We start from the raw sequence: 15,699 nt of genomic DNA on the forward strand, positions 1-15,699 counted from the left end.
TCTGGCTAATTGTCAATAGTTTAAAGAAAAATCCTGATAAAAATTCATTTAATCGCTCCTGCTGATCCTAATTCAGCTTAATTATTACCGGCTTCGACCCTAGTTTAAGATGATTATAAGTAAAACTATACTTTTTTTTATTTAAAAACTCAACCTTTATAAAAAAACTAAGTTACAATATAAATATTAATCATAATTACACGCTCCCGTTATACGCACCCTACCTCCCGAACAGCTTAACATTCATACTATACAGGAACTGAAACTTTATGCAGTCGAGAACCCAAGGAAAGCTATACCTCACAAGTCCCGCGTTTTCGCAGGGGGAGCGAATTCCTATCCGCTATACCTGTGACGGTGAGAATATCAGTCCGCCGCTCGAAATCAGGAACTTACCAAAGTACACGGAAAGTCTGGTAGTCATTGTGGAGGACCCCGATGCACCACGGGGCATCTGGACACATTGGCTGGTCTGGAATGTGCCCCCTTCCAACCTGATCGAGGAAGGGGTTGTGCCAGGAATACAGGGGACCAATGATTTTGGAAGGCTGCATTATGGAGGTCCCTGCCCGCCGCAGGGGCTGCACCACTACTATTATAGAATTTACGCCCTGGATGTGATGCTCAACATCAAAGAAGGCACCGGCCGCCAGGCACTGCTCCGCGTGATAGGCCCGCATGTGCTCGCCATGGGCGAACTGATGGGCGTGTACAGTCGCTACAATGTTATGATGGCGTAACAGGATGCCACTGCGCCATGTGATGGGCGTGGGTGTGCAGGTAGGCACCGGGTTGATAGAACTTGTCATAAAAAGCCAGATCCAGATGATGCGCCTGTAGGTAGGTGCAGATAAACATAGACGGCACCGTGCCCGGGAACTTGCCGAAGGTATCGAACACATACTGTGCCTGCAGCGCCACGCACTCCCGGAATGCCTCATCGTGTACCTGAGCTGCTCCCCTCACCTTGGCACTCTCCCGCCAGGGCCCGGGTGTTGCCGGATCGAAAGGGCCTCCTCCTCCAAATTTTCGCTCACACACGGCCTCCACGGCAGCCCGCATACCCGGATAGTGAGGCGGACAGTAGCCTTCCATTATACCTGACAGCCCGGTCGGGTTGGGGTACGGCCAGCGCTCATCGGTATCGTAGCGGAAGCCGAGCCCTTCCACACCGGCCATACCGCTTGCCCCCAGCACACTGAAGGGGTCTATGCCATCATACATCCAGCCACCCAACCCCATGGCTTGCAGCAGCAGCGCCCCTGCATAGCAGGAAGTCGCCATTTCCGCGCATACCTCGGCAAGTGACAGCTGCTCTACAAAAGTGATGGGCCAGACATTCTTCACATCCACCAGGTTTTTGAATTGCGCTATACCTGGTACCGCCCGCTTGTGGATGTCATCAAACAGCACGAGTCCGTTTTGCAGCATATAGCAGAGTGCCAGCAGCACGTGCTGGGCGAGGTCGGCCACGGGTATCACCAGCAGCGTACCTGGCTTATTGGTCACCCAGGTATTATGCGCTTCCACAAAAGGCACTTCTGAGGGAAGTTTCAGGCGGCCGTCCTGCAGCTTTCTGATGCGGCTTTGCAGGGCCTGCACCACTTCATCCAGATCCAGGGAACCGTCCGCCGCCCTGTCTGCCGAGGCTGGCGCATCCCGGTTGTCTACGACATACACCCCGGAGTCGTCGGTGAAGAAAGTCATGGAGGTATGGAAGCCGGCAGCTGAGGGAAAAGTACGCCCTCCTGCCGCAGCCGCATAGTTGGACAGATGCGGGGCATAGCGCTGTGCCCGGTAGATCATGTTATGCCAGCCCGTGTTGCCGGCACAGGCCGTCACCACGAGCAGTTTCTCCAGCTCAGAGAGGGGCACCGGCTCCTTCGCCGATTTGTAGGCAAAAACGCCATCAGGGATTTCTGCCCCCATAAAAAAACGACGGGAGCGTCGGCCCAGCAAAGCCTCTACCAACCCGAAACCCAACATATCCTTCAAACCCGGAGGTATAGCAGACTCGTCCATGGCCGTACACAAAAAAACCAACGTTTTATTGTACTCAAACAGCAGTCAGTTGTTTGGCTTTTAACTACTCACATCACACCACTTGCTAAATATACCTATCTGCCTCCCGCCAGGGTCCTAAACAATAGCTGTCACATCCTTGTAACCTTACTATGGCGTACCAGGGCATGTGCCATAGTCATTAGTAAAAAATTCTATCCTTGTTAGCAATCTTTCGTAAAGTCAAACAGTAAAACCTAATTCCATATCGCATCAGCTAAACATATCGGAAAAACCATTGCCAAAGTGATACTCTGGTTCCTTGCCATTGTAGTGGGCCTGCTATTGCTCATCATCATCGCTTTGCAAATCCCGAAAGTGCAGAATTTCGCAGCCCAGAAAGGAGCTTCATACCTGGCGGGCATGCTGGACACCCGCGTAGAGATCGGCCGTTTTAAAACAGACTGGCGCAATGCCATTGTGTTGGAGGACGTATACCTGGAAGACCAGCAACAGGACACGCTCTGGTACAGCCAGCGCCTTGGGGTGGACATTAAACTATGGTCGTTGCTGAGTGGTGAACTGAATATCAGTAAAGTAGACCTGCAGCGGGCTACCCTCAACCTGCACATCCGCCCCGATTCCTCCTCCAATTTTGATTTCCTGGCGGAGGCATTCGCGACCGATACCACCGCAGCACAACCCGCAGACACTACAGGAGGAATGCAGATAGACCTGGGCCTGATCAATCTGGAGAATGTGTATGTCAATTTCAATGACGAGGCGGGCGGCAATCACATCAGGGCCAGGGTGGGCCAACTCACCACCACCATGGAAGAGCTCAAGCTGGAAGAGGAGATCTACCGGCTGGATAATATTGAGTTGCGAAACACAGGTATAAACTATGTACAAACCAAGCTACCGCCTGACGAACCCTCGGAGCCCATCACCTTTGACTTCGGCCTGAACGGTGTGGAAGTGGAAAACTTTGCGCTGAACTATGCAAGTATACCGGCCGACCAACGCATTGAACTGAAGCTAGGCAGATCGGAACTGGCAGTAGACGATATTGACCTGCCCAACGCCCGGATCAACCTGCGCAGCTTTGATCTGCACGACTCAAAGGTGCTTTATGTGCAGCAGAAATTGAAACCGACTGACTCCCTGGCAGTGAACCCAGCCGAAACGGTACGGAAACTGGACGAGTCGGTAGAAAAAACACAGGGGCAGCCCATGAGCTGGGTGGTGAACCTGGGTAAGCTGAATGTAAGTGGTCTGGAGGCAGGTATGGACAATGCTGATGCGCCACGCCAGGCTCGCGGTATGGACTACAACCACCTGCGCTTCTCCAACATCGAAATGGAGGCCGAGGATATCAGGTATAGCCTGAACCAGATGGGCATGCAGCTCAACCAGCTCAAGCTCGAAGAACAGAGCGGCTTCCGGGTCAACAATTTTCAGTCGGATATTACACTCGACTCCACCCACGCCCGGCTGGCTAACCTCGACCTGCAGACCGGCCACAGCCGTATCAGCAAGGACCTGGCCCTACGCTATACCTCCTGGGCTGACCTGACCGATAACCTGGACGCTGTTCGGCTGGACTTAGACATCGACAACTCACGCATCGGCATGCAGGATGCCCTGTACTTTGCACCTGACCTTGCCGATAACCCATCGTTCCGCAAAATTGCGAATTCTACGATACGCCTTGACGGTCGTGCGCAGGGGCGTCTGGACAACATCAACATACAGCAGCTGCAGGTCGCTGGTCTGCAGGGCACTGCCGTAAATGTGAGCGGCAATATGCGCAATGCGATGGACCCGGACCGGCTGGCCATGGACATCGACATCAACCGCATGGCGACCACCCGTACCGACATCCTGGCCCTCGCTCCTCCGGGTACCATTCCGCCGGAGATCCGAATCCCGAACAACCTGAGCATGACGGGCAGGTATAGCGGCACTCTCACAAACTTTGATTTAAATGCAGCAATCAGCAGTTCCTTTGGCAACCTGAACGCCGTGGTAGATATGGACCAGGGTCCGGCCGGAGCCGAGCCTTTCAGGGCTACGGTCAGAACGTCAGGCTTTGACCTGGGGCAGCTCTTCACAGAAGATTATGGCGTGGGGCGTGTGGCTTTTGAGGCTACCGCAAGAGGTACAGGATTAACTCCCGAAACCATGCGTGCTGACGTGCAGGCCCGCATTAAAGAAGCGAACTATAATAACTACGCCTACAACAATGTCGATGTGGATGCCCGCATCGACCGCAACCTGTACCATGTCGCAGCCCGTGCCCGCGACGAAAACCTGAACTTCGACCTGAAAGGCGACTTTAACCTGCGCAATTCGGAGCGGGGTGAGTATGTATTTGACCTGGACCTGAAAGGCGTAGACCTGAAAGCACTCAATTTTTATGAAGAGGACCTTGGCATCAGGGGACAGCTTCGTGGTCGATTTGCCGGTAACGATGCCAGTGACATCAGCGGCACATTGGAAGGCGATAACGTGCGGGTGCGACTCGAAGGGGTCTCCTACCCGATCGATTCGCTGCACCTGACGCTGCAGCAGAATATGCCGGGTACAGCCATTGCGCTTAACTCCAGCATAGCGGATGCTGATATGCGCTTCACCAACGACCTGGCTGAGCTGCCCACCGCACTAGCCAAGCACTTTTCGGCTTACTTCGATCTCCAGCCCGACCCGCCTTTCCCGGCGAACCTGAACCTGGGCGACTTTGAGGCTGAAGTACAATTGCGCCGTCCGGATATCATTGCCTCCTTTGTACCTGACCTGGAGCAATTACAGGTCAGTGGTCCGATTACGGCCTCCTACAACGGGGAAACGCAGGAATTTGCCATGGATGCCAACGTGGGGCAGGTGGTCTATACCGACTACAACATACAGGACGTGGCCCTGCAGGTGCGGGGTAACCGGGAGCAGATGGGGTACAGCCTCGGGGTGCGTGAGATCCGCTCGCCTTCGCTGCTGATCAACAATGTAAGCCTGAACGGAGCAGCCCGCGACAATGACATGACCCTGCGACTGGCCATGGCTGACCTCGACAGCGTGGAGCAGTTTGTGATCGGCGGTGTGCTCAACAGCCTGGGCCCAGGCTACCGCTTTGCCTTTGACCCGGAGCAACTGGTGATCAACGGGGACCCCTGGTCTGTGCCGCAGGACAACTACCTGCAATTTGACACGGACCTGCTATACGCCCAAAACATCCGGCTGGAGCGCAACGGCAATTACCTGCTTCTCAATAGTACCGGTCCCGTTGGTCCGAATGCTCCTTTGCAGGTGGAGTTTGGCAATTTTGAGATCGGCTATATCATGGAGTCTTTCCAACAGCAGGACAGCGTGATGACCGGTGTGCTGAACGGAACGGCCACAGTTACTGATCTGATGGCCGGCAACCCGGGCTTCACGGCCGACATGATGCTCTCCAACTTTGCCTATACAGGTATACCGGTAGGAGATATTGCCCTGAAAGCAAACACAGCCGGAGAAAACCGCTACAACCTGGACCTGGCACTTACCGGCAACGGCAACCAGGTGCTGGTGACTGGCTTTTATGAAATGCAGCCCGATGCCAGCCTGCTCAACCTGGATGCCAATGTGGCCAATCTGAACCTGGCCTCGTTCGGGGGTTTCACGCAAGGTATGGTAGACGACCTGGACGGCAGTGCCTCCGGCAAAATGCGTATTACCGGCACATTGGAGCAACCAAACATTCGCGGGGCGCTCGACTTTAACCAGGCACAGTTCAACCTGACGATGCTCAACACCCCCTATACCCTTCAAAATGAGCGACTGGAGTTTACAGAGCAGGGCATCAGCATGCGTGACTTTACCCTCACCGATTCGCTGGGCAACACCCTCGACATCAACGGCCGCATCCTGACGCAGAACTATACCGACTATACCTTCGACCTGCGTGCGCAGACAGATCGCTTTTTGGCCATGAATTCCACCGCCAATGACAACGACCTGTTCTACGGCAACGTGCAAATGGCCCTGAAGGCAAATATCACCGGCAGCATGATGGAGCCGAATATCGAAGTATTTGTGACAGTACTGGACAACTCCACTTTCACCACCGTGATTCCTGCCGATGATGTAGCGGCAGCGGAGCGGGAAGGTGTGGTAGAATTTGTAAATCTCAACGACTCCCTCAACGCCATTATCGGAAAGGTGATCGAGGAAAGCACGACTGCCGGTTTTGTGGGTGCCAACGTTGATGCGCAGATTACGGTGACCGATGCCTCGACCATCACGATTGTGATAGACCCGACCACAGGCGACAATCTGGTCGTGCGTGGCAGTGCCTCTCCCCTTTACATTGGCATTACGCCAAGCGGGCAGATCAGCATGAGTGGTCGCTACGAGATCACCGAGGGCAGATATAGCATGGACTTCTATGACCTGGTATCCCGGCAACTCGACATTACGCAAGGCAGTTACATCAACTGGACAGGCGACCCTATGATGGCCGACATGCAGATCACGGCGATCTACCGGGTGCAGACTGCCCCGATGGAGCTTCTCGCGGCCCAGACAGGGAGTATGGAACAGGCAGATAGCCGCTTCCGTAACCAGTTGCCTTTTGAAGTGTATGTGAACCTGACAGGCGAAATGCTGAAGCCGGAGATCGGCTTTGACATTCAGCTGGAAGAAGAGGAACGCGGCGCCATGGATGGCAGCGTAGAAAGCATGCTCGGCACGCTGCGCCAGGATGAGTCGGAGATGAATAAGCAGGTATTTGCGCTGTTGGTGCTGGGGCGTTTCCTGGCCCCTGATCCATTGGCCAGTTCCGGCGGCGGCCTGGCAGCGACTGCCCGTAATTCATTGAGCCAGGTGATGTCGGATCAGCTGAACCAGCTTACCAACCGCTATGCCGGCGGTCTTGGTCTGGAGCTGGGCGTGAGCTCTTATGAAGACTATTCGTCCGGTTCTGCCGAAGGACGCACCGACCTGAACGTGGCCATGCGCCAGCAGTTCCTTGACGACCGTCTGACTGTGCGCGTCGGTACCGACATAGGCCTGGAGGGGCAGCGGGAGCCGCAGCAGCGCAACATGAGCGGCTTCGGCGGCGACGTGTCCGTGGAGTATTCCATCACCAAAGACGGCAGGCTGCGGGTCCGAGGCTTCCAGCGCAACCAGTACGAGGGCTTTTTGGAAGGCGACGTACGGGCAACCGGACTTGCCCTGATCTTTGTGCGCGACTACGATAATTTCTCCGACCTGTTCCGCAGCCTGGAGAGCCGTCAGGCCCGAAAAGAGGAGCGCCGTATGGAGGAAGCCATCAAATTCAATGAGCGGGAGAAGCGCAAAGAAGAGCAGGAAGCCGAAGAAAAAGTAGAAGAAGTCATCAAAGAAGAATAAGAACAAACCCTATATGACAGCAGCTTTACGCTATACCCTGTTTGCTTTATGTCTGGCGCTGAGCTGGGTATTGCCCGGTTGCAGCAGTACCAAGACAGTACCAGACGGGGATGCCCTTTTTGCAGGATTTGAAGTTAAAATAAATGATGAGAAGGACAGCAGCAACCGCAGCGGCGAACTGGCGACCGAACTGAGTGCCACGGTACGCCCACAGCCCAATGCTTCTATACTCGGCATGCGCCCTAAACTGTGGATCTACAATGCCTTTTACACTGAAAAGGAGAAAGGGCTGAAAAACTGGATTCAGAACAAGATCGGCGAACCGCCTGTGCTACTTTCGGAGGTGGATACCACCAGTATCAACGAGGTGATGCATGCCCGCCTGCACAACCGGGGCTATTTTTTCAACTCCGTGCAGAGTGACACCACCATCAAAAAGAAAAAAGCCTCCATCACCTGGACCGCCACCTTGCACGAGCCTTACCGCATCCGCAACATTTCTTATACCGCCAGCGACTCGCTGCCTATACATGCGGAGATCAGGCGGATGCAGGAAAACTCTGTCCTCAAAAAAGGAGAACCTTACGATCTGGATAAGATGATAGCGGAGCGTGCCCGCATCGACCAGGCTCTGAAGAACAGGGGCTATTACTTCTTTGCGCCCAATATGCTCATCTTCAGTGCCGACACCACGGTAGGCAACAAGGAGGTGGATGTGCTTCTGCGCCTGAAACAGGATACCCCTTCCCAGTCGCTTCGTCCATACCGGATCGATGATATTTTCATCAACTCCAACTTCACCATCAACGACAGCCTTTCGGTGAGCGACACCCTTCGTTTCGATGCTTACAACTACATCCCGAACGAAAACTATGTGCGGGCGAAGCATGTGGTGCCGGGTCTGTTTGTAGCGAAGGACAGCGTATACAGCCGACGCAACCACCTGCTTACTGTGAGCAGACTCTCTGGCCTGAGCGCCTATAAGTTTGTCAACCTGCGGTACGAGCTCGATACACTGAAAGAAGACCGCCTGGATGCATTTATTTTCATGACCCCCGCGCTGAAGAAGTCGCTGCGGGCGGAGGCACAAATGGTCAGCAAATCCAACAACCTGGCCGGACCGGGCGTCACAGTCTCGTTCCGCAACCGCAATGCGTTCAAGGGATCTGAAACGCTCACACTGGACCTGACCGGTCGCTTCGAGAACCAAGTAGGCGGCAGACGGGTGGTCAGCAGTTCCGAAGAAAATCCTGAGAATCCGGTCGGGCTGAACTCCTACGAACTTGGAGCACAGGCCTCCCTCACCTTCCCCCGGCTGGTGGCGCCTTTCAACCTGCCCAACCTGCGATCGGCCTTTGTGCCCAAGACGCGAATTACGCTGGGCTACAATTTCCTGAACCGGGTGCAGTTCTTCCAGATGAACTCCTTCAACGCCTCCTACGGGTATAACTGGCGTCCGAAGCAGACCATCACGCATGACTTCACCCCGATCAACCTGCAGTATGTGCGCCTGGGACGGCAGACAGAGGAGTTTCAGACCCTTTTGGAACGCAACCCTTTTCTGCGCAGCAGCTTTGAGGAGCAGTTCATCATCGGCTCCATTTACCAGCATACCTTCAGCACTCTGGCCCTTGAGCGGAAAACCCACCAATTCTTCAACGCCACTACGCTGGACGTATCGGGCAACCTGGTAAGTGCGGTGCAGTCGCTGCTGGGCAATGAAAAACGGGACGATGCAGTGGACCCGCCTGTGCCTCCCCGCACTATTTTTAACCAGCCTTACTCGCAGTATACCCGCATCGACAACGATTTCCGCTACTATCTCAACTTTAGCGAGCAGAGTCAACTGGCCACCCGACTGATCGCCGGGGTGGGTTACCCTTATGGTAACTCCCGCACCATGCCCTATGTGAAGCAGTTTTCGATCGGCGGACCGAACAGCATCAGGGCCTTCCGGGCACGCAGCATCGGGCCGGGCACCTACAACGTACCGGACGAGCAGGCCTTCTCCTTCTTTGATCAGGTGGGGGATATCAAACTGGAGGCTAACGCCGAGTACCGCTTTCCGATCTTCGGCTTTTTCAGAGGAGCTGTGTTTGTGGATGCCGGTAATATCTGGCTGATCAACGAGACCTATGACCAGGATGGGAATCTGGACAAGCCCAAATTCCAGGCGGGCAATCTTATCCAGGAGCTGGCGGTGGGCACCGGCTTCGGCCTGCGGATTGATATCGAGTTCTTCGTGATCCGCTTTGACCTGGGTGTACCGGTGCGCGTGCCCTACCTGCCGCAGGGCGAACGTTTCGTTCTTGATGATTTCAAGTTCGGCTTCAACCCCGGTCCCGGCGAGCATGGCGTCGTGCTGAACATCGCCATCGGCTATCCGTTCTAAGGCAGGCAGCAGGTATAGCAACAGGTATGAGGTATAGCCGCTATACCTTATACCTGTCAACTAGTTGTTAAAGAATGTCGAGTACTTTTTCAGGTGGTCTTCCGATAGCTGCTTTGTCACCTTTCACCACGATAGGGCGCTCGATCAGGATCGGATTTTCGGCCATGATCTGCAGCCACTCCTCGTCGGCATAACTTTTACCAGCGTACTGCTCCTTGTATACCTGTTCGCCTTTGCGCAGCACCTGCTCCGGTTTCAGGCCCAGCTTCTGCAGCACCGCTTTCAGTTCCTGTGCGGAAGGTGTGTCTTTCAGGTATTCCACCACCTGGAGCTCCTCTCCTTTTTCGCGCAGCAGCTCCAGCGTCTGGCGGCTCTTGCTGCATCTGTTGTTATGATAGATCGTAACCATCTCTAAAACTTGATTTGTTCAAAGATACGTAAAAGCAAAACAAGGCTAAAGCAGCCCTTTTACCTTCATTTCGCCAAAAAGCTTAACTTTGCAAAAAAGAGAGCCCGGCCGGGGCATCCGTTTTTATTTCACTTTTGTAACCAACCTTTCTATTTCCTAATAAACCATTATGAAAAAGACAACATTCTTCGCAGCGCTGGTAGCTATGTTTGCCTTCGCTTCCTGTTCATCGGATAACAACCAGCAGCAGGCTGATGCTACAGAGGAGCATGACCACGAGCACCATGATGGCATGGCGCACGGTGATAACATGCCTGCCGCAGGAACTGTAGTAGTGGAAACGCCCACTTTTGATTCGGTAGCCGAGCCTATGACACGTAATCTGTCCCAGATGCTGGACGAGTACATCGTGCTGAAAGACGCCATGGTAGAGTCTGACCCGGAGGCGGCCAAAGAAGCAGCCAATGCCGTGCTGACCTCAGCGAACGCAATGCCTGTAGCGACACTGCAGGTACCTGAGCAGAAAGAATTTGCCGAAGAGCATATTGAAAAAGTACGCAATGCCGCCGCTGCCATTGCCGGCACCAACGACCTGGGCGAGCAGCGCAACCAGCTGGAAGACCTGTCAGAAGCTGTGTTCTCACTGACCAAAGCCTTTGGCGCCACCGACCAGAAAGTATACTACCAGCATTGCCCGATGGTAAACAACAACCAGGGCGCCTACTGGGTGAGCACCAAACCAGAAATCCGCAACCCATACTTCGGCAGCAGCATGCTCAAGTGCGGCAGCAACGAGGAAGTGTTCAATTAAAAATAACAGTCTATCCAATCGAGGATGATGTGGATGACGAGACCCAAGCCGATGAGTCGGGTTTTAGGTATAAGGGCCAGGACTACATAAACAGGTATAAGCCAGTACTGATGCAGTAAATGGAAACCTACGCTGCAGCGCCAGGGGTCAAGAATTGGTCTGACGAGCAAATGGTCTGCGTCAATAGCCAGGCCCGCCAGCATCAAAAGAGAAGCCCTTTTGAACTGATCTCTGTAGAACAGAGCTGCTACTGCCAGTGGAACTGCTACATGCAGGAACATGTGAAGGGCAAATGAGAGTGATATCGTCATACAGCACAGTACTGCATGAGCCCTGTATAGGTTACCTCCGTCAGAGAGCATAAAAAAGCCCTTCGCCAGCGTTTAGCGAAGGGCTTTTTCTATAGCTATGGGAATTAACTATTTCAGAGTATCTAAAAGCATTCTGGACTTCACACGCAGCGCAAACCACTCGTATGTGTTTTTGAGACGCTCAAAATTGAAACCTTCCACGATACCGTTCAGACTTGCCTCCTGTAGGGCTGTCGCCAATACGTTGTTCTCGATCTGGAAATTGTCGTAGACCAGTCCCTCCTTTATAAAAGAACACTCTACCTTCTTTTCACGGTCTTTCAATACAAGGGTGTTGCTGTGCCGAAGCGCCTTCTGGATTCTCTCAAGCTCTTTCATAGTAATGTATGTGCAAAGGATTATAGATTAATAGCAATTTCATTACATGAACTCCTCTCAAAAAGTTCAGGAATATTTCAGGATAATCATGAATTCTTTCAAAAAAAATCAAAAGTTTTACCCCTTATCACCTTTTTACCCAGTAAATTCTTACTTACACCCAACGGTGAAGTTGATTTACCATTATTTCAGGTGATCCGCAGATTTTGCTAGGAAGCGTAACGGAATAAGCCCTCATCCGGATCACTTGAGGCTACCAGCCACTGTTGGGCAGTACATGGGTCGGCGAAGTGCGCTATCTGCACTTTGTTATTGGACATGCTCATTAAGCTGTAACTTACTTTCTCCACCACAACCTCCAGGAAAAGGTCGTCAGGGAGCACAAGCGCCAGTTTACGGAGTTTAGTGTGGGGTAAACTATGGCTTAGCAGTTCTATGGTCCAGTTCTGATCCCGCATCGTGGGGCTCGTCATACGGCTAAAGTCCACCAGCCAGGCCAGGGCATTACTCTTATACAACTGCTGGCAAATGTTTACCAGCGCCTGCCGATACTCAGCACTGTCTACAACCCGCAGCCATTGGCTCGAAATCAGGCCCTGCTCCGGATCATAATGCACTTGAAGGTAAGATGGTGACTTCATATCTGCATAACAGTCTATTATTTACTGCTATAATCATATAACGTGGAAACCTTTAGGCTGTTGTTAGTATTATGTAAAAACTACATTTCTGCTACCCCAACTTACTATATTTGAATGTAAACGGAACCCATAGCGCTTTTTCTGCCTTTCAATCTGTAGCATCCACATTTTCATAAACCGTTGATTTTTAAAATGATAAATGTCATTTTATCTCTGCATATCAACTGGTAGCTTTAAGCTTTAAACATGAGAATATGCATATAATAATAGCATAATTAAAATATACAGGCGGTAGAAATGGACAATTTGAGAAGAGCACTGGTCGAAGTAACGGGTACAGAAGTACAGAAAGGAAGCGTGCGAAAATGCTTTTTTAAGGTCTATAGTTACCTCCTCTACCAGGATACTGCCAGTCTGTTGGAAACGCTGGACTACCGAAAATCACTTGACCAGGAAGAGCGTAAGCGGGAACGCTATTTTGTATTCCGCTATATGCTGCGTCTGATCAAGAGAAAACACCCTAAGCAATATAACTGCCTTTGTCCGCTAGCGAATTAAGGTATAATATAGTTACAAGCTAGTTTGCCCACTATCATCACCTAATTACCCTGGTGGGTAGTCAGGTGATTTTTTTACCCCGCTAAAAAATTGTGGTGCACCAGAGCAACCATGGCCCTCCAACAGACATCTATAGCAAAGCCAATACGCGGAGTACCCCCATCTGCCTTCATCGAAATTTCGCTGATATGAATTTCGTTCGTCTGATTTTTCGAGCTGTTAACGGATAATTTCAGGTGATTCATATAATATATCAAACAGTACCTTGCATAACAAAGTACTATACATTAGCTTTGCATCATCCAATTACATTACACGCTAACGAAATAATACTATGAAAAAGTTATTACATTTTTTCTTCCTGCTTATCCTGACAGCACTGGCACACAATGCATTAGCTCAAAACGAAGGCTGGTTAACAGGTACCGTGCTTGACGAGAAGGGCGAAGGCCTGGGGTTCGTAAACGTAGCTGTACTATCCTCTTCTACTGACGCAGTTGTCACAGGAGCCATTGCGGAGATGGATGGCACCTTCCGCATCAAAACCCCGGCAAAGGGAAGCTACAAGCTTAAATTAAGCGGCCTGGGCTACCTGCCCCTGACCACAGAGGTGTTTGAAGTAACAGGTCCTGACTTCAGCCGTGACTTTGGCAAACTGCAGGTGAAACCTGATGTGAAAACGCTGAAGGAAGTAACGATCCAGACCATGCGCCCTACCATTACCAACGATGCCGAGAAGATGGTAGTGAGTGTGGAAGGGACAGGACTGGCACAGGGCAGCACAGCCTACGAGGTGCTCGAAAAGTCACCGGGTGTATGGATTGACCAGGATGGCAACATTACGCTCAATGGTAAGCCAGGTGTCATGGTGATGATCAATGGCAAGCAGTCTTTTCTCTCTGGCAAGCAGTTGCAAAACCTGCTGCAGGGCATGTCTGCCGAAAATCTGAAAGACCTCGAAATCATCACCAACCCTTCGTCGAAGTATGATGCGGAAGGCACCTCGGGCATCATCAACATCAACCTTAAAAAGAACGAAGCTTTCGGCATGAGTGGTAGCGTGTACGGAGGCTATCAGTACAATCGTCTGAGCACTTACAATGGTGGTGCGGAGATCAACCACAAAGCCGGCAAATGGAGCACCATGGCTAGTGTGGACATGGCCCGCCGCACCCGCTTCCGCGACATGGAAATGGAACGCAGGCTGCCAGGAGCCGAAGGTGTAAGCTTTCTCGACCAGGAAGGCTACGAAGAGTCTACACGCCTGGTGCCTTCGCTGCGCCTGAACACAGACTATGACCTGAACGACAGACACAGTGTTGGTTTTATGACAAACCTGATGTACTCCAGCAATGACAACCGGTTCCACACCGATTCTTATCTGCGCACGCCTAATCCTGAGCAGAGCCGCTTCCTGCAGTCTGTAAACCGTATTGACGACAGCTATAAGAACGGAACCTTTAACCTGCATTACAGCGGCAAGCTGGACTCCACTGGCACTACCCTCTCTGCCGACCTGGACTATGCCCGTATCGTTGATAATACCAACTTCACGTTCAGCAACAACAAATATTTTCTGCAATCACGTGAGCTGGCGGAAGAGGAGCTGCTCACGAGCGACAACCCTACCAGCTACGACATCTTCTCAGCCAAGGTCGACTTCGCCAAAACGCTGGGAAAAACCAAACTGGAACTAGGTGCCAAAGCAAGCCGTGTGGTGTCAGACAACGAGCTGTTGTTCTATGAAGTATCAGATGGACGCAACATCCTGGACCCTGAGCGCACCAGCCACTTTGTGTATGAAGAGAACATCTACGCCGGTTACGCCTCCTTCGCCACTTCGTTTGGCAAGGTATGGCAGGTGAAAGGTGGACTGAGAGCCGAGCAGACAGTTTCCCAGGGCAACTCCCTGACACTTAACAAAGTGACTGACAGAAACTACCTGGACCTCTTCCCGAGCGTGTTTGTGCAGCAAAAGGTAAGCGAAAACTACCAGTTGGGCTATAAATACAGCCGTCGCATCAACCGACCTTATTACGAGCAGTTGAACCCGTTCATCTTCTACATCGACCCCTATACCTGGGCTACCGGTAACCCTTACCTGCGCCCGCAGTACACGAACTCATTTGAGGTGACGCAGACTCTGAAGCAGCGCTATAACCTGGTGATGACCTACTCTGTGACTGACAACTTCATAGCGGAAGTACCAAGGTATAACAACGAGGACAACACCACTGTGTTTGAGCGTCAGAACGTGCGATCGCACCGCAACATAGGTGCCACGCTGGTAGCACCGGTGAAGATCTCCAACAAATGGGACATGAACAACACGGCTACTGTGGCCCACCAGCGCTATCAGAATCAGTTCAACGATCAGACTATTGTGCTGGAGCAGCTGTTCTTCTTTGCGCAGTCGAACCATAACATACAGCTGCCTAAGGACATACGCCTGGAACTGAATGCCGGCTACCAGGGTCCCGCAGTGTACGGCATGTTCGAGATAAAAGACATGTGGTGGGTTGACGCCGGTCTGAAGCGCTCCTTCCTGGACGACAAACTGGCACTTAGCCTCAACGTGACTGATATTTTCAAATCACGCCACTTGAACCTGACGACCAGCCAGGATGGTAATTTCAACCGCATCAACCAATACCACGGCGCCCAGAGTGTACGCATTAACCTGCGCTACCGCTTCGCTAAAGGAAAGGATTTCGAAGCGAAAAAGCGCAACATCAACCTGGACGAGATCAACCGTACCGGAAATTAAAATTCATAGGATATACTTCCTGAAGAATTCATCAGGAAGTATA

General features: G+C 52.1%; 11 protein-coding genes. 6 read left to right on the forward strand and 5 right to left on the reverse strand.

All coding sequences use genetic code 11. The features are described 5' to 3' along the window. The first annotated feature begins 269 nt into the window (after nucleotides 1–269). Nucleotides 270–740, forward strand: coding sequence for a YbhB/YbcL family Raf kinase inhibitor-like protein (locus tag AC5FXQ_RS05785; RefSeq protein ID WP_493601546.1), 471 nt, complete (start codon nucleotides 270–272; stop codon nucleotides 738–740). Here the strand turns inward: AC5FXQ_RS05785 and AC5FXQ_RS05790 are convergent. Beyond that, a complete protein-coding gene (locus AC5FXQ_RS05790; RefSeq protein WP_493601547.1) occupies nucleotides 727–2,022 on the reverse strand; it encodes a hypothetical protein in 1,296 nt (431 codons plus the stop codon). The two genes, AC5FXQ_RS05785 and AC5FXQ_RS05790, sit on opposite strands and share 14 nt — an antisense overlap. Nucleotides 2,023–2,298: 276 nt before the next feature. On the opposite strand from AC5FXQ_RS05790, the gene AC5FXQ_RS05795 reads away from it, so the two are divergent. Continuing rightward, nucleotides 2,299–7,389, forward strand: a complete 5,091-nt coding sequence (locus tag AC5FXQ_RS05795) for a translocation/assembly module TamB domain-containing protein (protein WP_493601798.1) — start codon at nucleotides 2,299–2,301, stop codon at nucleotides 7,387–7,389. Nucleotides 7,390–7,402: 13 nt separating this feature from the next. Continuing rightward, nucleotides 7,403–9,781 (forward strand): translocation and assembly module lipoprotein TamL, encoded by a 2,379-nt coding sequence (gene tamL / locus AC5FXQ_RS05800; RefSeq protein ID WP_493601548.1) that lies wholly within the window; start codon nucleotides 7,403–7,405, stop codon nucleotides 9,779–9,781. Between the two features lie 67 nt (nucleotides 9,782–9,848). On the opposite strand, the gene arsC is transcribed toward tamL, so the two are convergent. After that, complete coding sequence (arsC, locus tag AC5FXQ_RS05805) at nucleotides 9,849–10,190, reverse strand: arsenate reductase (glutaredoxin) (protein ID WP_493601549.1); 342 nt, start codon at nucleotides 10,188–10,190, stop codon at nucleotides 9,849–9,851. 169 nt (nucleotides 10,191–10,359) lie between these two features. On the opposite strand from arsC, the gene AC5FXQ_RS05810 reads away from it, so the two are divergent. Further along, nucleotides 10,360–11,001, forward strand: coding sequence for a DUF3347 domain-containing protein (locus AC5FXQ_RS05810; RefSeq protein ID WP_493601550.1), 642 nt, complete (start codon nucleotides 10,360–10,362; stop codon nucleotides 10,999–11,001). On the opposite strand, the gene AC5FXQ_RS05815 is transcribed toward AC5FXQ_RS05810, so the two are convergent. From AC5FXQ_RS05815 to AC5FXQ_RS05825, 3 genes are all read right to left on the reverse strand, one after another. Then, nucleotides 10,998–11,312 (reverse strand): DUF6122 family protein, encoded by a 315-nt coding sequence (locus AC5FXQ_RS05815; protein WP_493601551.1) that lies wholly within the window; start codon nucleotides 11,310–11,312, stop codon nucleotides 10,998–11,000. The two genes, AC5FXQ_RS05810 and AC5FXQ_RS05815, sit on opposite strands and share 4 nt — an antisense overlap. Before the next feature lie 108 nt (nucleotides 11,313–11,420). Further along, a complete protein-coding gene (locus tag AC5FXQ_RS05820) occupies nucleotides 11,421–11,690 on the reverse strand; it encodes a hypothetical protein (protein ID WP_493601552.1) in 270 nt (89 codons plus the stop codon). A gap of 209 nt (nucleotides 11,691–11,899) precedes the next feature. Beyond that, nucleotides 11,900–12,331: an STAS/SEC14 domain-containing protein gene (locus AC5FXQ_RS05825; protein ID WP_493601553.1), complete on the reverse strand. Its 432-nt coding sequence runs from the start codon at nucleotides 12,329–12,331 to the stop codon at nucleotides 11,900–11,902. A 297-nt stretch (nucleotides 12,332–12,628) separates the two neighbouring features. Here AC5FXQ_RS05825 and AC5FXQ_RS05830 point away from each other — a divergent pair, with 297 nt between their 5' ends. Next, nucleotides 12,629–12,889, forward strand: coding sequence for a hypothetical protein (locus AC5FXQ_RS05830; protein ID WP_493601554.1), 261 nt, complete (start codon nucleotides 12,629–12,631; stop codon nucleotides 12,887–12,889). 334 nt (nucleotides 12,890–13,223) lie between these two features. After that, nucleotides 13,224–15,656, forward strand: a complete 2,433-nt coding sequence (locus AC5FXQ_RS05835) for a TonB-dependent receptor (RefSeq protein WP_493601555.1) — start codon at nucleotides 13,224–13,226, stop codon at nucleotides 15,654–15,656. Nucleotides 15,657–15,699: the final 43 nt, after the last annotated feature.

The sequence above is a fragment of the Pontibacter sp. LHS1 genome, from assembly GCF_058932855.1.